We start from the raw sequence: 17,875 nt of genomic DNA, 5'->3' as shown, positions 1-17,875 counted from the left end.
ACTATATGTAAAATTTTGTGTCTCAATTTTTTGATATTCATACAAATATACTTTAAACCGCTGGAATCTAAACAAAAATGACTGAGCAACAGCGACTATTTGAGCACTATAATCCCATAGAAAATAGGGTGGGGAAGTCGTTTTTTGAGGGGCTTCCCCCAAAGCCGGGAGTCTATAAAATGTATAGTGAATTGGGGGATCTGCTATATGTGGGTAAGGCCAAAAACCTCAGGAATCGATTATTTACCTATCGCCGTGCAAAAATGGGCACAACCCCGCGAAAGACGATTCGTTTGATACGGATGACGCACAACATTGACATCGAGATCTGTGAGTCGGAAAAGGAAGCACTGCTGCTGGAAAATGAACTTATTCGTAACCACCAGCCTGAATTGAACCGTGCTAAAAAGAAACCGGAAACATATTACTTTATAGGACTAAATAATGAAGAGCAAAATATTAGTTTTAGCCTTCAAATGAATCAACCCCAAGCGGATTATGTATTCGGGGCTTTTAAAGGTCATCGGTTGGTACGCAAATCGATGGGCGGCATTATCCGGATGCTGTATATTTTGGAACATGATGTTTCTTCTGCCTTTCATTTACCCAGGCTTTTAACTCAAAAGCTAACACCCATGCAATATGATTTGCCGGTTGATCCTGACGGGGTGGTGATGGTTAGCCTATGGGAAACCCTGTTAGAATTTGTGAAAGGACAAAGCACGCTTCTCATCGATCGGGTTATAGCATTATGTAAAGCCCGTGGATTACTGGAGTCATTCGCCGGAGCTATGATCTTGGACGATCTGGATTCGCTGAAATGGTTTTACAAACGGTGTTCATCCAGAAATTATCAGATCAGTCAACATTTGGTGTTAGATTCCCCATTGATTCCTCAAGAAAAATTGGATGACTATCTTATCGAGTGGGTTTTTGAAAGGAAAAAGGATTAATCGAATAGTGGAGGTTCTAACAGTAGGAGTATAAAGAGCGCGAGGCGGTCTAATGTTTGGTCTAAAAATATTTTTTCATGATAGGCGTGTGCACCTTCGCCCACGGCACCAAGTCCGTCTATAGTAGGCGAATGTAAATTAGTAAAATTGCCGTCAGATGCTCCGCCGGACATTCCCTCTTGTAATTCCAAATCGAGTTCACCGCCGAGCTTCTTTGTTAGATTCCAGAGCTTTTTATTAGGTTCTCTCTTTTCTAATGGGGGACGATTGATATCACCGGTTACTTCTAATTGAATTCCATCAATTTCGGGCTGTAGATTGTATAGTTGTTCTTTTATTCGTTTGCCGTCTTCCTGTGTGGGCACACGTACATCGACAACAGCTTTGCTCTTAGCTGCTACAACATTTGAGCGTTCTCCTCCTTCGATAGTTCCAACATTAACGGTAACTCCATTGGCAGGATCATTTAGTTTGAACAGCTGTTGTACAATATGTGAAAGACCTAAAATAGCACTAACACCTTCCTCGGGGGCTAAACCTGCATGTGAGGGTTTTCCGCTAATCGTCACTTCAAAATCTCCGACCCCTTTGCGGCTGGTCTTTATTTTGCCATCCTTATCGAGCGAAGGTTCCAAGACGAATGTTCGTTCTGCTAATTTGGCATGCTCAATAATACGTTCTTTGGACTCATTGCTCCCGATTTCCTCATCTGAGTTAATAAGAAATATGGGCTGCACATTGAGATTTTTACCCAAGCTGTGAATAGTCTGTATCCCGAAAATCATCATGGCAAGTCCTGCTTTCATATCATACACTCCGGGTCCACTTACGAAGTCATTCTCTATATTAAACGGCATTTCATCAAGGGTCCCGATATCCCAAACAGTATCGCAGTGGCCAAGAATTAATTGAGTGGGTTTGGAAGGGGCAAAATCATTGGGTTTGCAGAGCAACTGTCCGGCAGTTTTGGCTCCCTCAAAGTGTTTAGCTGTAAATTCGAGATTTTCAAATTGTTCGGATAAAATATTCCATAAAGTCGAAAATGTTTCCGGCTGATCGGAGGGAGTTTCAATTTCAACCAGTGATTGAAGCAGGGAAAGAAAATCCGCTTTGTGTTCCCCAATATATTCACGTATCAATCGGGCTCGATCGGTCATGGTCATTACCTTTTCAATTCTTTTGGGAATGGAAAGACGTTGCTTTCTTTAATGACACTAAATCGGTTGGGATGTAAATAAGCCAGCAAAGGATTATCGTAGATCAGTTGTCCCTCGTCAACACCGTTACCAACTTTTCTACTCATCTTTTTATCGATTCGACCCGCTACAATTTCGCCGACAACCAGTTCCCATTCATCAAATTTTCCAAGGCATTCTGTTAGTTTACATTCTAACTGGAAATAGGAGTCCTCGACAAAGTAACCATCAATTTTTTGTGCCGGAGTGGTGGGAATTTGATCGAGTACAGGTTTGGAATCGTCATCTTCGCGTTGGGTGGCGGCTAAACTCGAAACAGTAAGTTGACTTGGTTTGGGATAGCTTACCGTAAATACTTTTTCGCGCTGAATATTTCGATACGTACTTTTGCGCGGCGTGCCGATGAATCCAAAGTGATTGCTGAAACCCAGGGGCATGGCCATATGCTTGGGAGCAAAATTGTAGTTTCCGTCCTCTTCTTTACTGCCAATGATGAGTAGGGAATGTACCGTATAGCCACGGTTCCAGACATCCTTTTCAACATCAAGTTCTACCATGTTCGTATTGGTTTCATCAGTCATAGCGATTCCTCATTTGTATTTGTAATATTGGGTTGCCAGCTGTCATCAAGTTCCAGGATCTCGAGTATCTCAAAAAATACATCCGGCGGATTAATAAGTTGTAGATCCTTTCCTTTTTGTTGCCATTGATGCAAAAAAATAATGCCTTCGCTGTCGATAAATTTACACTCGGTAAGGTCAATTTTAAGTGCGTGTGTATAATTATTGATATGATTTAAAATCATATTTTTCACCCACAAGTTGAACCCGCCTTGTATTTCAATATTAAGCGTTGTGCCTTCTCTATGTATGTTGGGAATACTCATCAGTGATAAAAGATTTTATGCGTTGACCAAAATCAGAGTGAACATCGACAAGATCAAAATCAAAGGGAGTACAAATTTTTTGTAGTCGCAGGTAATCTGATTCATTATGAAAATAGGGAGCCAGTCCACAATAGATAAAGTCTAAACCCTCAAGTTGAGCTAAGAGGTCTGGTGTGGCTGAATTTTCGAGGGGCAAATCTATATAAATGGCATTGGGATCTTCTTGCTTTCTTAAGCTATTCAACATTTCACGAAGTACTGAACGGAAGTCAGGCCCGTATTTTTTGACAATGATAAGCGATGTAGAATCTGCGTAATTAATTTTTAGTTCGACGTCCGACTTGTCAGCCATTTTGTAATGTTCCGGTTCTTTTGGAGTAATAGGAATATCCAGCAAATTATAGGTTTCCACCAGAATGTTACGGTATCTATCCGGTAGATATAGTTCTTTTGAAGGTATAGGTTGAATTGGTAGTACATCAATTACGACAGAGACCGGTTGCGGATATTCCTCATCAAATCCTTTAAATACTACATTTGGAGTTTCCAATAGCATAAGTCCGGTTGTAATGAACCCAAATTTTTGGTTTACCCGCTGGCTTACCGGATGAATCGTTACAGCTTTGCCAAACAGTGTTGCAAAGTTATGATCGTGTGCCACTTTGATAAGGTGTTCCATCATGCCGCTCATAATACCTTGCCGGCGATAGCGAGGAGAAACAACAGCTTCACCAACTTCGGCAATATTGGAGTCGCTTTTCTTTAGAATAGCAAAATATCCCAGTGCTTCGCCCTCATCGCTTCGGGTAATAACGCCAAGCTTTTCTTTACTCGTTAGTGTATGTTCGATCTTTTTTGGAAAGTAGAGCTCCTCTTTTGTGTAGGAGTATTCGTAGGTCCGATAAATAAGCTTGGCAATATCTTCGGCATCGCCGGGCGTAATTTGGTGAATACTGTAGGATACCTTTGATGCTTGTTCTTTCGGCTCTTCGGGTTTTTTTGCTCTCGATAGCTCCAGGAGTTCATCAATATCATGTATATCAATGGTCTTTTGTAAGCGGAACTCTTTGCCCTCTTTACCTCTATTTATGAACAGGAAATCGTCTGTAAATCGACGGATAATTCGCAATCCCGCTCCTTCAAACTCTCCCTCTTGTATTGCTTTTTGCGGATCATATTTGTGTTTATCGGGATCGAACGGTTCGCCAACCTCACTGGCAATAAGCTCAATATTCGAAAGGGTCTGCCGGTAGGTGAGGTCAAAAAAGCCTGTGCTTCTGTTGGGGTAGGCAAAGAGAATAATATCACTGATAAGTTCGCTGACAGCAATGGTAAACTTCGTCGCTTCTTGTTCAGAAAGGCCACCATTTAGGCACCAGCTATAGGTAAAATCACAAACTGGATTGATAACCTGCTCATCAGTTGACATTTGAAATTGAATATCCATTGATGTGCTCTTTCGTGAACATTTTATTTAATATAGCATATCTCCTATCACAATACCTCTGTAGATGAGATAGATTCCAAATGCGGCAGCAAAGTACGGTATAAATTTATTAATGCGCTGACGCCATTCAAGGCTCACAAAGCCGGGGGCTAACGCCATCACCATCATTGTGGGTATTGTGCCGATTCCAAACAAAGTCATAAATAAACTGCCTTGCAAAACAGAGCCGGTTGTTATGGACCCGGCTAATCCCACATAAACAAAACCACAGGGCAACAATCCATTTAAGAGGCCAATGGTAAACAAAGTGATAGTACCACCCTTTTTAAACTGAGAGAGCATAAGTTTTTCAAGGCGATTAAATAATGTATTGAGTCCGATTTTTTTCTTTAATCCGTCAACAGAGTTAAACTGAAATAGTGCAGCTGCAAGAATGATAGCTCCCAGAAGTACTGAAATCGATTGTTGAAATCCGGCAAGAGCAATAGAATGACCAATAATGCCAAAGATGACCCCCAAGAATGTATAAGTTACTACCCGACCGATATTATAGAGGAGTCGTCCCCAGATAAGTGAGGCTGTTGAGTCATTTTTCCCGGGCAAGGCCAAAGCAATAGGACCACACATACCAATACAATGGAAGCTGCCGAAAAAGCCTATTGCCAACGCAGTCCATATTTCCATAGCGTGTTCTACTCAGTTACGTTGTTTAACGAGTTGTAGTCAAAGGTAAAAAATCTGTTAGTCATTTCACTCCATTAACATTACCTTCGGTATCATATTTTAACTGTTTTTTGATGTCTTAATAAATTATTTTTGGGGTTACCATAAGATATCTGATTACCACAGGGGATCTAAATAAAGGATAGTATATCAGATAATTCTTAGAAACAATGTTGATTGATCTGTGCTTAAATAAAATGATCAGCTCACACTTTTTTCAGCTGGAAAATAGAGGACAATAAATCCGATCTTTTATATATGTTATTATCAAATGCTTGCGTATATGGGTTACGAGCTTCAGTCTATTTGGCTGCGGTTTCGGATGACTCGTATGTTTCTATAAAGAAAATCAGTGAAGACCTTGATATTTCGCACCACTTTTTAACCAAGGTTTTACAACAGCTTACCAATGCCAATTTGATGGAGTCTATGAAGGGGCCGAAAGGTGGGGTGCGTTTGACACATCCCACCGATGATCTAACCTTGCTCGAGATTGTTGCAGCTATTGACGGGATGGATATTTTAACAGAGTGTGCATTGGGCCTGCCGGGATGTGGTACAGAGAAGCCTTGTCCAATTCATGAAAAGTGGGCTGATACACGTGACGAAATACGAAAAATGTTATCAGATACTTCCCTGCAGGAGTTGGTTGACGAGGGGAAGTCCGGGAATCTGCGTATTACGGCAGACGGTAATTTTAAATGGGCTTAGCTCTATAATCCGGAGATGGGTCGTCCATACAAAACTTCGCTCATCTTCATATTCCTTTCAAAGTAGTGGACTACTATTGCAGACAACTATTTTTAAGGTCTTAATAGTGGCATTATGATTTTTATCCATAACGAAGGTATTACTGATCCCCATATAAACCTGGCGCTTGAAGAATATGCGCTGCGTAATTTCGATTATGATCACGATTACTTGCTCTTCTATATTAATGAGCCGTCTATCATTATCGGGCGCAACCAGAATACGCTCGAAGAGATTAACCATGAATATGTAGAGGAAAAGGGTATTCATGTTGTCCGACGAATTTCCGGTGGCGGAGCGGTATATCACGATGTTGGTAATCTGAATTTCAGTTTTATTACAGATTACGATAAGAAGAGTCTTAATAATTTCAAGAAGTTTACGGCTCCAATTGTGCGTGTGCTCAATACGATGGGAATTGATGCCGAACTGAGCGGACGTAATGATCTACAGGTTGAGGGGCGTAAGATATCGGGCAATGCCCAGTTTTCGAGTGTAGATCGGATGTTTAGTCACGGAACGCTACTTTTTGATAGTGATCTGGATGAGGTGACAAATGCACTTGATGTGAAGATGAGCAAAATCGAATCAAAGGGGCATAAATCAGTTCGTAGCCGCGTGGCCAATATCAGTGAGTTTATGGATGAGCCGATAGACACTCAGACATTTCGAAAAAGGCTATTGGAAGGGTTATACAAAGATCGCGAGGAGTTTGAGACCTATCATCTTACGGAATCTGAGTGGAAGGAAGTACATGCCCTGAAAGATGAAAAATACGGTCAGTGGGATTGGAATTTCGGCAAGTCGCCCAAGTTTAACATCCAGCGGAGCCGTCGGTTTGATGCCGGTGAGATTGATCTTCGCCTCGATGTAGACGAAGGTCATATTGATAACGTAAAAATATACGGTGATTTCTTTGGCAAGGAGCCGGTAGCGCAACTCGAAGAGTATCTGCAAGGTGTTCGTTATGATCGACAAGAAGTTGAGAACAAGGTTGAGCCCATAAATATCGAGCAATATTTTGGTGCAGTGCCTAAATCCGAGTTTATCGAGCTGGTATACGGCGCAGATGCATAATCTATTTCATTATGGAATCCATTTTTGAAGATCTTACCGTTGTTGAGTTTGCCGGGGTTCTGGCCGGTCCTGCCGTTGGGAATTTCTTTTCGGAGCTGGGTGCAGAAGTCATCAAGGTCGAGAACAAGCGCAATGGCGGTGATGTAACCCGTCAGTGGCGTCAGCCGGGGGAACAATCGGAGGGACCGTCGGCCTACTTTTCTTCGGTTAACTGGAATAAGAATTCCCTGCTTTTGGATCTCGGAGATGTCGATGATAAACGGCAAGCGGATGCACTTATTGAAAAGGCGGATATTGTTATCACCAATTTTAAAAAAGGAGATGACAAAAAATTTGATCTGACGTTTGAGGATTTGAAAGCTATAAATTCAAGTGTAATACAGGGACATATTTCCGGTTTTGGAACAGAAAGTGATCGTCTTGCCTATGACCTTATTTTACAGGCCGAAACCGGCTTTATGTCAATGAACGGTCAGCCCGACAGCCCTCCCACGAAACTACCGCTGGCCCTGATAGATGTGTTGGCAGCCCATCAGTTGAAAGAGGGCATTTTATGTGCGCTGCTTAAACAGAAAGAGCATCCGGAGCAGCCCTTTCGTGTGGATGTCAGCCTGTATGATAGTGCTATATCATCGCTAATTAACCAAGCTACCAATTGGCTGATGAACAGAAAAGTACCCGAGCGCATCGGGTCGCTGCATCCCAATATTGCGCCGTACGGTGAGATTTTTACTACTGGCGATAATCGCTTGATAACGCTTGCTATCGGTAGTGACCGACAGTTCAAAGATTTGTGTATTATTTTGGGAGTTCCGGAATTAGCCGGGAAGCCCGAGTATCAGCATAATGAAACGAGAGTGGAGAACCGTAAAGAGCTGTCCCAAAAATTGAAGGAACAGATAGGAGCGTTTCAAGCTAATTCCTTTTTGGAAGAATGTCACAATCATTTTGTGCCGGCAGCTGAAGTTAAAAACTTGCAGCAGGTTTTTGAATCTCCCAAAGCCCAAAAATTATTATTGAGAGAACATAAAGAGGGACGCCAAACCATCCGGCCTAAAACGACGGTGTTTACTATCCAATCGTAGTATTGGTTGGAGAGGGATTAGATTTGTCAAGGAGTAAAAAGCATATTTAGGACAACTCACTCTTTTATTTCTTATATTTCAGGTGAGTCGTCAATTTTTATAACTGGTTATGAAGCCCTCAACTGATCTATCTTCGCTGACATCTACCCTGGAAGAGAACATGAACCTGTCGGATCTGGGAATCACCAAGCATTTTAAATCTGGAGAAACCATCGTCAGTGAAAATGCCCCAGTGCGATCTATTCCGATTGTAACGGCCGGAAGTGTTAAAGTGATGCAATCAGATGATACCTACAAGGAGATGGTTCTGTATTATCTGCAACCCGGAGAAACATGTATAATGTCGTTTTTATCCGGTTTGTATCACGATGCCAGTAAAGTGAAAGCGGTGGCCGAAGAGGATTCTGAGGTGTTGTTTATTCCTGTGGATAAAATTCACGATTTGATTCGAGAGCATCCCGAGTGGCTGAACTATATTTTCCGGATTTATCACAAACGATTTATTGAGTTGTTAAGCGTTGTGGATGCGGTCGCGTTTAAAAAGATGGATGAGCGGCTGTTACAGTTTTTGCAAAAACGCTGTGAAGTGATGGAAACTGATACATTGGCTATGACGCATGATCAGCTGGCGCAGGAGTTGGGGACAGCGCGCGAGGTGATATCCCGACTACTAAAAAAGATGGAAGAGAAAGGATTGGTTCGGCTGGGAAGAAATAAGATCACCCTTATGTGATCAAAGTCACTGACATTGGTTAGGCAGACAGCTATTATGGTATTCAAATTGAAAAAGAGATTAAATATTAATGAATAAAACGATGAAACAGACGTTGTTAAATAACTGGTACCCGATGCGCTGGGTTGCCCTTGTTGCCGGTGTTTCATTTGCCGCCATGGGCGCTTGGCATGCAGATCTTGTATCGGTGATACTGGGCGGATTTTTTCTGTTCCAGGCAGCAACGAATACCGGGTGCTTATGCAGGAATTGTTCGGTGCCGGCTCAGGTAACGGATGAGGCGGGCAGGAATATTGACGACGTAGAGTTTACAGAAATAAAAGAAGAGTGATATGGCTGAGACAACGAAAAGAAAAACGACATTTAACGATATTATTAACGGGGAAAAGCCGGTGCTGGTAGATTTTTATGCCGACTGGTGCGGTCCCTGCAAAATGATGAATCCCATTTTAAAAGATCTGAAAAAGAAGATGGGAGACGCCATCAATATTATCAAGGTTGATGCGGAAAAGAATGCCGACGCTGCCATCAAGTATAACGTGCGCGGCGTACCAACGCTTATACTCTTTCAAGACGGTCAGATTCTCTGGCAGCAGTCCGGAGTGGTACAGGCCAAGCAGCTGGAACAGATTATCAATAAAAAAGTAAGATAATTATGAGTGACAAAAAGCATGAGTATAACGTAGATTTAAATTGGAAAGAGGATCGCACCGGTATGTTGAGTTCTCCCGAATTAGATGAACAGATTGAAGTGGCTACGCCCCCGCCGTTCGAGGGCGGTGTGGAAGGCGTCTGGTCGCCGGAGCATCTTTTTGTATCCTCGGTGAGCAGCTGTTTTATGACGACCTTTGTGGCGATTGCGCAGTATTCAAAGCTGAAGTTTGAAAATTTGGAGGTACATGCTACCGGTAAGCTCGATAAGGAAAACGGAAAATTTGTGGTTTCAGAGATTACTTTGCAGCCGGAGCTTACAATAGCTGAAGAGAAGTTTGCCGACAAAGCTAAACGCATCATGGAAAAGGCCGAAGAAGCTTGTCTGATTACCCGATCGATCAAAACGAAAATTCATTTTGAACCCAAAGTAACAATTGGAGCGCTGAATTAAGATTCGAATAAAACGCATTAATCAAAATAACAGAATTCTATTCTATCTAACCTAAGAAAACATAATTATGAGTGATTTAAATAATATTGGCTTAGAGAAAGCCGAGTCAAAAGAGCTGGCGGGAAAACTGAATGAGCTTTTAGCAAACTATTCAATTTTCTACCAAAACACGCGTGGATATCATTGGAATATTAAGGGTGATGATTTTTTTGAGCTGCACGTGAAGTTTGAAGAGTTGTATAACGATTTGCTGGTAAAAATTGATGAAGTGGCCGAGCGTATTTTAACGTTAGACCATTCTCCCAACCACCGTTATTCCGGTTACATTGAGAAGTCTGAAATTCCGGAAAGTAGTCAGGTTTCCAACGGTAAAACAGCGGTGCGAGAGATTTTAGAGGCATTTAAAGCTATTATTACGCTGCAGCGAGAAATATTGGAGCTGTCGGATGAAGCCGGTGACGAGGGAACCAACGCCTTGATGAGTGACTATATCCGCGAGCAGGAAAAAGAGGTATGGATGTATTCATCGTACGTTGATGACAAATAAAATGGAACGCAGATAGGGAAAAGGCTTTTATGGTAACTCATGGATGCCTTTTTCTTCGGCTTTTAGAGTCTTAATTAATGTATAAAAAATTTAACTATTCCTATTATGTCGTATCATTTTAGCAAAACATTGGACACTACTTTCGAAGATGCCATAGAGAAAACAACAGAAGCGCTTAAAGAGGAAGGATTTGGTGTACTTACCGAAATTGATATTAAGGCTACGCTTAAAAAGAAGCTGGATGTAGATTTCAAAAAATATCAGATTTTGGGTGCCTGTAATCCGCCGCTGGCTCATAAAGCGCTGACCTCAGAAGATCATATCGGATTGATGCTGCCCTGTAACGTGATTGTGCAGGAGCATGAAAACGGGGATGTTGAAGTTTCAGCTGTTGATCCCGTTGCTTCTATGCAGGCCATTGAAAATGATGAGCTTGGGGAGGTAGCACAACAGGTTCGGGATCTGCTGAAAAAAGTAATCAATAACCTATAGATTCGACTTCAGGTTATGGCGTTTGGTAAACCACTGAGTTAATATTCATGCCTGCACCGACAGATGAAAAAACAAGGCTGTCGCCTGATTCGATTTGGTGATCCTCCATTTTGTTTTTGCGAATAAGATCAAGGAGGGTGGGTATGGTGGCAACAGAAGTGTTACCAAGCCATGATATCGTCATAGGCATCAAGCCGTCGGAAACTTCTTGGTTGTCGTACAGCTTGCCAAGGCGTTTTAAAATAGCTGCATCCATTTTGGCGTTGGCCTGATGGATGAGCACTTTGTGAACATCTTCGAAATCAAGGTCGGCCTTTTCCAGACTTGATTTCACAAGATCGGGCACATTGGTAAGCGCATACTGATACAATTTTCTGCCATCCATATGCATGTAGAGGGGGGCTTCAGCCGAATCGGAATCAAAAGGAGGCTCCATCCGCAAAAAGTATGCTTCCTCTTTGGCGTCTGTCCGAGCGGCATGACTCAAAATTCCGATATCCTCATCAGTTTTCCGAGATTCTAAAACCGTAGCTCCCGCTCCATCCGCATAAATCATGCTGTCGCGATCATTTGGGTCGCAAATACGTGAAAGGGTTTCCGTACCGATTACGAGGCAACTTGATGCATCTCCACTTTGCAGGTAATAGTTTGACTGTATAATGCCCTGTGTCCAGCCCGGACATCCAAAAGGAAGGTCGTATGCCACACAGTAGGGGTTGTCAATTTTTAGCTTTTGCTTTACCCGTGATGCCAAACTGGGTACCATATCGGTTACGGGATTATCAGCGCGGACATCCCCAAAGTTATGAGCTACGATAATATAGTCCAGTTCTTCAGGCTCAAGTCCGGCATCTTCAAGTGCCTTTTCTGCAGCCTTTGCACCCATATCGGAAGCGAGTACATCATCAGCCGCATAACGTCGCTCTTTAATACCGGTAATTTCTTCAAATTTCTGAATGATTTCTTCATTCGTTTTATCAAAAGAAGAACCATCGGCATTTAAAAAAGTTCGATCCAGGAAATGTTCGTTTGGAACCTTGTTTGGTGGAATATAAGAACCGGTGCCGGTTATTATTGAGCGATTGTTATGAACCATAATATCAGATTATAGAAGTAGTGCAAGTATTGAAAATGTCCTTTGATCATTGGTGCTGTATGGTGCTTATAATTTTGTCGAACTGCAAAAAGAAAAGAGCCAAAATCTATAAATTTCCGGAATTAATATAAAAATGTCTTTTTTTATGTAATCTTCATATCGAATACATATTAGAGTGATTATTTCGAGGTGATTTTGAGAGTTTTTACATTATGGTACGCGTTGATATGTTTGTATTTAAAAGAGATTCAAAAATCACAAAATTGACAACTATTTAATTGTTTTAAGACCCCAATTATATGTCTTATAAAGACAAGTATACTACTGCAGAAGAAGCTGTAAAAATTATTAACTCAGGAGACCGCGTTTTTATTCACAGTGTGGCGGCAGCGCCCCAGCCCCTGATTAATGCGATGACGGCGCGAGCACCCGAGCTCGAAAATGTTGAAGTCGTTCACCTCCATACTGAGGGCGAAGCCCCGTATGTTAAACCTGAATACAGTGATACGTTTCATACGGATGCCTTTTTTGTGGGAGCCAACGTTCGCAAGGCTGTCAACGAAGGTAGTGCCGACTATTTGCCTATTTTCCTGAGTGAAGTGCCCGGACTTTTTCGTCAAGATATTATGCCAATTGATATCGCGCTCGTTCAGGTTTCTCCACCTGACAAACATGGTTATTGCTCGCTGGGTGTTTCTGTAGATGCTTCTCGCGCTGCCCTTCAGGAGGCAAAGCGAGCTATCGCTCTGGTAAATCCCAATATGCCGCGGACACATGGAGACGGTATATTTCATGCCAGTCGTTTTAATGCTTTGGTGAAGTCGGATGAACCGCTTCACGAACTCAACATGCTGGAGCCTGATGAGACAGAAAAGAAAATTGGGCAAAATTGTGCAGAGCTTGTTGAGAATGGTGCTACGCTGCAGATGGGAATTGGTGCTATACCTAACGCTGTACTTGATGCGCTCGATGGTCATAAAGATCTGGGAATTCATACCGAAATGTTTTCGGATGGCGTTATGGATCTCGTTGAAAAAGGGGTAATCAACGGAAAAAATAAAGCCACCCATCCCGAAAAGATTGTTGGAAGTTTTGTGATGGGGAGTCGCAAGCTCTATGACTTTGTAGACGATAATCCAATGATTGCCATGCTTGATGTGGAGTATGTAAATGATACCGCCGTGATTCGTCGAAATCCTAAAGTGACGGCTATAAATAGTGCGGTAGAAGTTGATATTACCGGACAGGTTTGCGCCGATTCTATCGGAACCTATCACTATTCGGGGGTAGGCGGCCAGATGGACTTTATTCGCGGAGCCTCATTAAGCGAAGGAGGTAAGCCGATTATTGCACTGCCATCGACTACAAGCCGGGGCGAAAGCAAAATAGTGCCAAATCTTAAGAAGGGAGCCGGTGTGGTAACTACACGTGCGCACGTTCACTATGTAGTAACAGAGTATGGCGTTGCTAATCTTTATGGTAAAAACATGCGAGATCGTGCTAAAGCGCTCATCAGCATTGCCCACCCCGATCACCGTGAAAGTATAGAAAAAGCAGTGCGTGATCGATTTAAGCACGTCTGATATCCCTTTTTTAGAAAATTAGGTAATACATTAAAGCTGGGCTCCATCTAATACTCTTAGGTGGAGCCTTTTTTATGTCATAGATGTGGTAAACGAACGGTATAGGAATTAACTATTAACTTTGTTTAGTAATTTATAAACAAAGTTAATAGTTTTGGGCTCTATAAAATAAGAGGTACAAAATTTGATATGGATATCAGAAACGTTGGGAAAGATTTTAGGGCCCTTTTTACGCTCGAACCTGAAATAAAAACGCAGGCTTTTTTGATGTTTGCGTATAATTTCGTGCTGCTTAATACGCTGTACTTGCTAAAGCCGGTACGCGATAGCTTGTTTCTGGAGCAGGTTGGAGCCTATAATTTGCCGTTTGTCTTTATTTTGACGGCTATTGCTGTTATCCCGATATCTATTGGGTACTCCAAGCTTTCTAAACGCCACTCTGTGGGATGGGTGGTTTCAGCCATAACGCTCTTTCTGGCAGCCAATCTGTTTGTGATCTGGTTCTTTATAGAAATGAATAAAGTCTGGCTGTACTACGGATTTTATGTTTGGGTCAGCATTTACAGTGTATTGATTACTTCACAGTTCTGGTTGTTTGCCAACACGATATTTAATTCGGTACAGTCGAAAAAGATATTTGGGTTTTTAAGCCTTGGAGCAATTGCGGGTGGTGTTTCTGGCGGAGAGCTTACTGCTATATTTGTAAATCAGCTTTCGTTACAGCCCGAATCTCTGCTGTTGATATCAGCAATAATTATCGCAGCAACAGCTCCGCTGGTGTGGTTAATTCTAAGAAAGAATGGCAAGTCGAATTTATCATCGGTAGACAAAAAGGAGTATAGAAAAGCGGATCAAGCCATTCCTTCGAATCCGTTAAAAGAGATTTTGTCTCACAACCATCTGCTTTTAATCACAGCCCTTATCGCAGTTACTGTAATGGTCACAACGCTCATTGACTATCAGTTTAAGACAGTGGCTGAGGCTGCCTATACAACCGAAGCTGGATTAACCAGCTTTATGGGGAGATTTTATGGTCGCGTCAGTCTGATAGCACTGATTATTCAGCTTTTTATCGGGACTATTTTTACTAAAAAGTATGGGGTATCCGGTGCGTTACTATTGTTACCTCTTGCATTGTTGATAAGTGCTGGTGGAATGCTACTTATCCCGGGATTGGTGGCCGGTACCATCAGTCGCGGTATTGACCAAACGCTCAAACACTCTATTGATCGTACCGGACGCGAATTACTTTTCGTACCACTTCCGGAAGAGTTAAAAAATCGGGTTAAGGTATTTATTGATCTTTTTGTGGATCACGGAGCCCAGGGACTTACGGGATTGTTACTGCTCGGATTGACATTTGGATTAAATCTCGATGTGCAGGAGATATCCGTTGTGGTGATTACGTTACTTGTTGCCTGGGTAGTAATCGCAAAGATGGCGGGAAACTCGTATGTGGATGTTTTCCGTAATACGTTGAAACGGAAAATGAAAGGCGATTGGGATAAAAGTACTGAAAATAGTAGCCGGTTTGAGGAGGCCAATGAAGAGAGTATACAGAAGCTGTTAAAGAGCGATGAGGAATCAGATGTACTTTGGGCTTTGAATGTAATGCGAGAAAAAGATTTTGATGTAGATTCTAACTTACTCATCAGAAATCTAAAGCATTCAAGCTGTAAAGTTCGCATTAATATCGTACGACTATTACGGAAACGTGAGCTTGGTGACTGGGTGGATGAGGTGATGGATTTAGCCTATGATGAAGATGCCGATGTGCGTATGGAAGCCATCCGATATGTCTATCAGTTTTATGAAGGAGATCGCCGGGAAAAACTTACTGTAGGCTTACATCACGACGATGCTCGGGTACAGGCGGTAGCGATGGCTCTTATTGCTGAAGAAGGGATTGAAGAAGAGAAGAAGCTGATAACAGATAAATTATTAGATGAGGCCGTACATTTTTATGGAGAATATGGACATGAACTTCGCAAACAATCGGCAAAGTTGTTGGGGGAAATGTATGAAAATCGTTATGCGCACCTGTTAAAGGAGTTACTTAATGATGAAAATCCCTCCGTGGTTAAGCAAGCGATTGAAAGTACGGCTAAAACACAGGATCGACGATTTGTGCACGACTTGCTGCTGTTGATGGGTAGTGGTATTTATCGCAAAGCAGTAGAAAAGGCACTAAGAGAGTACGGTAGTCGGATATACGGAACCATGTATGATCACATGACTGATTCCCATTTACCGGTGTCAACGCGCCGGTATATCCCATGGCTATTTTCTCAGACTGTGAGTGAAGATTCTTGGGAAATCCTTAAGATGAGTCTGAAGTTCTGCTCCATTCCCATCCGGCATGGTATTGTCAAGGCATTGCTACGAATGCGAAAAGAGCGTCCGATATTTCGGGTATCGGATGAAGTGATTGCTCAAAATATTGAGCGAGAGATTGACCGATATTCAAAACTTAAAAAAGCCCTTACGTTTTACCAGAGTGGCAAGGTTAAACTTTCAGATGAAGCAGATGAGATTTTAGAGTATGAGATCGAGCAAACGTTCGAAAATATATTCAGGTTATTGAGCTTGAATAATGATATCGAGGATATTGATAACGCTTACAAAGCCATAGTGGGTGACAATCCGCGATTACGATCGGATGCAATTGAATTTATTGAAAACCTTATTAACTGGGAGGTTCGGAAACTGTTGATTCCAATTTTGGAAACGTATCACACCGACCGTTTACCCCCTAATAGCTTTACCAGCGCACTTTCGGATACCGAAGATGTGCTCTTTTTCCTTAAAGGAATCTGCCACGCAGAACTTGAGGAAAAGTTGGCTCCCAACCTTGAGGATGAGCAAGAAACAGAACGGCAACGCCAGCTGGCACAGAAAGCAAATGTTGAGGTTGGGGAATAGTATGCAATTTCAAAACGAAATATCTGATTTTGCATACAACAAGTTATGGATTATAGTCCTTTTGCTTGTTATGGGCATGCTGTATCCGGCAATGGTTTTTTCACAATCCGCGGACTCTTTGAAAGCAAAACACGTACATCCCAATACAGTGCCTTATGAAACGGATCGTAGCATTGGCTACCATATTCTGGCCGCTCCATCGTATCTGTTGCATTGGGTAAGCCGTCCGGTGGGCTACGGGGTAAAATATGCCGAAGACAAATTTCCGCACTGGTTTGAGGGGGAACGCGGACCATACGGATTTTTACCGCTGATAGAAATAGGGGGTGAAGAAGGTTTTGCCGCGGGAGCGCTCTTGTATCATGATCACCTCTTTTTTGAGGATCACCGGGCACGGGCAGAAATTTTATTCGGTTCGCAAGTATATAACGAATTTGATCTGCAATACCAGATTCCCATTAAGGGAGTTCCCAATAGCAGTCTTACCTTCGCGGGAGAGTACGAAAATGCTCCTGAGCGCTCTTTTTATTTAGACAATACGAGTGAGGATCTAAGTTACGCCAGCGAATTTGGAAATATCCAGGTTAATTACAATCAGCAGGTAAATAGCTGGTTACATACTCAAATTACTACAGGATTTTGGGATCGAACCATCAAAACGAGCCGGTATGAGGATGACATTAATGAACAGGTTCCTGTGTCATTGCTCGGAAATACAAAGCTGTTTTCAGTGGCTAACAACTGGACGTTCAATTACAAAAATGGACGCAAGCGAACCCTAAGTGGCACACAATATAAGGTGGGGGTCGGGTGGGCACAGTCAACCAACAATCCTAATTTGAAATACTTAGAATACCGGGGAGCCATCCACCACTTTGTGCCGGTCCCTATTTTGCCTGAAACGCGCCGACTGGGTATTAAGATGGAGTTACAAAAACAAAGGAATATTGGTTCGACCAATATTCCTTTTTATGAGTTACGTTCGCTTGGTGGGAGTCGCAATCTTCGTGGCTTTCCCAGTAACCGTTTTCGTGCTCACGGTACTGTACTGTTCACGGCCGAATATCGCTATCCAATCTGGGACTTTTTGGATATAGTTCTTTTTGCCGATCAGGGTCAACCGTTTAATGACTATAGCGATATCTCGCTGGACGCCTTCCGTTCTTCTTATGGGTTCGGTTTTCACCTGTTATCCCAAAAAGGATTGGCCTTTCGTTCAGAATTTGCGTTCAGCAACGAGGGCGGACGATTTATCATCAGTATAACGCCAAACTTTTAGT

19 protein-coding genes are annotated in these 17,875 nt (G+C 42.3%); 13 read left to right on the top strand and 6 right to left on the bottom strand.

Translation table 11 applies throughout. The features are described from left to right. Positions 1–77: 77 nt before the first annotated feature. The gene (locus CK503_RS02635; RefSeq protein WP_095605245.1) at positions 78–953 is read left to right on the top strand and encodes a nucleotide excision repair endonuclease; all 876 of its coding nucleotides are present in this window, start codon (positions 78–80) and stop codon (positions 951–953) included. Here CK503_RS02635 and CK503_RS02630 read toward each other — a convergent pair. Genes CK503_RS02630 through CK503_RS02610 form a run of 5 tightly spaced genes read right to left on the bottom strand, consistent with a single transcriptional unit; the run spans position 950 to position 5,166 of the window. Continuing rightward, positions 950–2,110 carry a M20 family metallopeptidase gene (locus CK503_RS02630; protein WP_217988317.1) on the bottom strand — a complete coding sequence of 387 codons (1,161 nt, stop codon included), beginning with the start codon at positions 2,108–2,110 and terminating at the stop codon, positions 950–952. The two genes, CK503_RS02635 and CK503_RS02630, sit on opposite strands and share 4 nt — an antisense overlap. A 5-nt stretch (positions 2,111–2,115) precedes the next feature. Continuing rightward, positions 2,116–2,730 (bottom strand): flavin reductase, encoded by a 615-nt coding sequence (locus tag CK503_RS02625; protein WP_095605243.1) that lies wholly within the window; start codon positions 2,728–2,730, stop codon positions 2,116–2,118. Then, positions 2,727–3,035, bottom strand: coding sequence for an STAS domain-containing protein (locus tag CK503_RS02620; protein WP_095605242.1), 309 nt, complete (start codon positions 3,033–3,035; stop codon positions 2,727–2,729). Before CK503_RS02620 ends, CK503_RS02625 begins: the two co-directional genes overlap by 4 nt. Beyond that, positions 3,013–4,482 (bottom strand): GNAT family N-acetyltransferase, encoded by a 1,470-nt coding sequence (locus CK503_RS02615; protein WP_095605241.1) that lies wholly within the window; start codon positions 4,480–4,482, stop codon positions 3,013–3,015. The genes CK503_RS02620 and CK503_RS02615 overlap by 23 nt, the downstream gene beginning before the upstream one ends. Before the next feature lie 27 nt (positions 4,483–4,509). After that, the gene (locus CK503_RS02610) at positions 4,510–5,166 is read right to left on the bottom strand and encodes a sulfite exporter TauE/SafE family protein (RefSeq protein WP_095605240.1); all 657 of its coding nucleotides are present in this window, start codon (positions 5,164–5,166) and stop codon (positions 4,510–4,512) included. A 297-nt stretch (positions 5,167–5,463) separates the two neighbouring features. On the opposite strand from CK503_RS02610, the gene CK503_RS02605 reads away from it, so the two are divergent. The 9 genes from CK503_RS02605 to CK503_RS02565 all read left to right on the top strand — a co-directional run bounded on the left by CK503_RS02605 (position 5,464) and on the right by CK503_RS02565 (position 10,994). Continuing rightward, on the top strand, positions 5,464–5,916 hold the full coding sequence (locus CK503_RS02605) for an RrF2 family transcriptional regulator (RefSeq protein WP_095605239.1): 453 nt from the start codon (positions 5,464–5,466) through the stop codon (positions 5,914–5,916). A 114-nt stretch (positions 5,917–6,030) separates the two neighbouring features. Further along, positions 6,031–7,032 carry a lipoate--protein ligase gene (gene lplA / locus CK503_RS02600; RefSeq protein ID WP_095605238.1) on the top strand — a complete coding sequence of 334 codons (1,002 nt, stop codon included), beginning with the start codon at positions 6,031–6,033 and terminating at the stop codon, positions 7,030–7,032. Positions 7,033–7,043: 11 nt separating this feature from the next. Beyond that, entirely contained in the window at positions 7,044–8,117 is a 1,074-nt protein-coding gene (locus CK503_RS02595) for a CaiB/BaiF CoA transferase family protein (RefSeq protein WP_095605237.1), read from the top strand. Positions 8,118–8,226: 109 nt separating this feature from the next. Continuing rightward, positions 8,227–8,850 (top strand): Crp/Fnr family transcriptional regulator, encoded by a 624-nt coding sequence (locus CK503_RS02590; protein WP_095605236.1) that lies wholly within the window; start codon positions 8,227–8,229, stop codon positions 8,848–8,850. 70 nt (positions 8,851–8,920) lie between these two features. Then, entirely contained in the window at positions 8,921–9,181 is a 261-nt protein-coding gene (locus tag CK503_RS02585; RefSeq protein ID WP_095605235.1) for a hypothetical protein, read from the top strand. Between the two features lies 1 nt (position 9,182). Continuing rightward, complete coding sequence (gene trxA / locus CK503_RS02580; RefSeq protein ID WP_095605234.1) at positions 9,183–9,503, top strand: thioredoxin; 321 nt, start codon at positions 9,183–9,185, stop codon at positions 9,501–9,503. Positions 9,504–9,505: 2 nt separating this feature from the next. Next, a complete protein-coding gene (locus CK503_RS02575; RefSeq protein WP_095605233.1) occupies positions 9,506–9,955 on the top strand; it encodes an OsmC family protein in 450 nt (149 codons plus the stop codon). A gap of 67 nt (positions 9,956–10,022) precedes the next feature. Next, positions 10,023–10,502: a Dps family protein gene (locus tag CK503_RS02570; protein ID WP_095605232.1), complete on the top strand. Its 480-nt coding sequence runs from the start codon at positions 10,023–10,025 to the stop codon at positions 10,500–10,502. A 105-nt stretch (positions 10,503–10,607) separates the two neighbouring features. Continuing rightward, positions 10,608–10,994 carry a DUF302 domain-containing protein gene (locus CK503_RS02565; RefSeq protein ID WP_095605231.1) on the top strand — a complete coding sequence of 129 codons (387 nt, stop codon included), beginning with the start codon at positions 10,608–10,610 and terminating at the stop codon, positions 10,992–10,994. 13 nt (positions 10,995–11,007) lie between these two features. Here CK503_RS02565 and CK503_RS02560 read toward each other — a convergent pair whose 3' ends face one another. Beyond that, positions 11,008–12,090, bottom strand: a complete 1,083-nt coding sequence (locus CK503_RS02560; protein WP_095605230.1) for a 3-oxoacyl-ACP synthase III family protein — start codon at positions 12,088–12,090, stop codon at positions 11,008–11,010. Between the two features lie 299 nt (positions 12,091–12,389). On the opposite strand from CK503_RS02560, the gene CK503_RS02555 reads away from it, so the two are divergent. From CK503_RS02555 to CK503_RS02545, 3 genes are all read left to right on the top strand, one after another. Further along, positions 12,390–13,673 (top strand): acetyl-CoA hydrolase/transferase family protein, encoded by a 1,284-nt coding sequence (locus CK503_RS02555; RefSeq protein WP_095605229.1) that lies wholly within the window; start codon positions 12,390–12,392, stop codon positions 13,671–13,673. 189 nt (positions 13,674–13,862) lie between these two features. Then, on the top strand, positions 13,863–16,595 hold the full coding sequence (locus CK503_RS02550) for an Npt1/Npt2 family nucleotide transporter (protein WP_095605228.1): 2,733 nt from the start codon (positions 13,863–13,865) through the stop codon (positions 16,593–16,595). Next, complete coding sequence (locus CK503_RS02545) at positions 16,531–17,874, top strand: BamA/TamA family outer membrane protein (RefSeq protein ID WP_255233307.1); 1,344 nt, start codon at positions 16,531–16,533, stop codon at positions 17,872–17,874. Before CK503_RS02550 ends, CK503_RS02545 begins: the two co-directional genes overlap by 65 nt. Position 17,875 lies beyond the last annotated feature (1 nt).

The sequence above is a fragment of the Fodinibius salipaludis genome (assembly GCF_002287075.1).
Classification (GTDB): domain Bacteria; phylum Bacteroidota; class Rhodothermia; order Balneolales; family Balneolaceae; genus Fodinibius; species Fodinibius salipaludis.
This window is presented reverse-complemented; position numbering and strand designations above follow the sequence as displayed.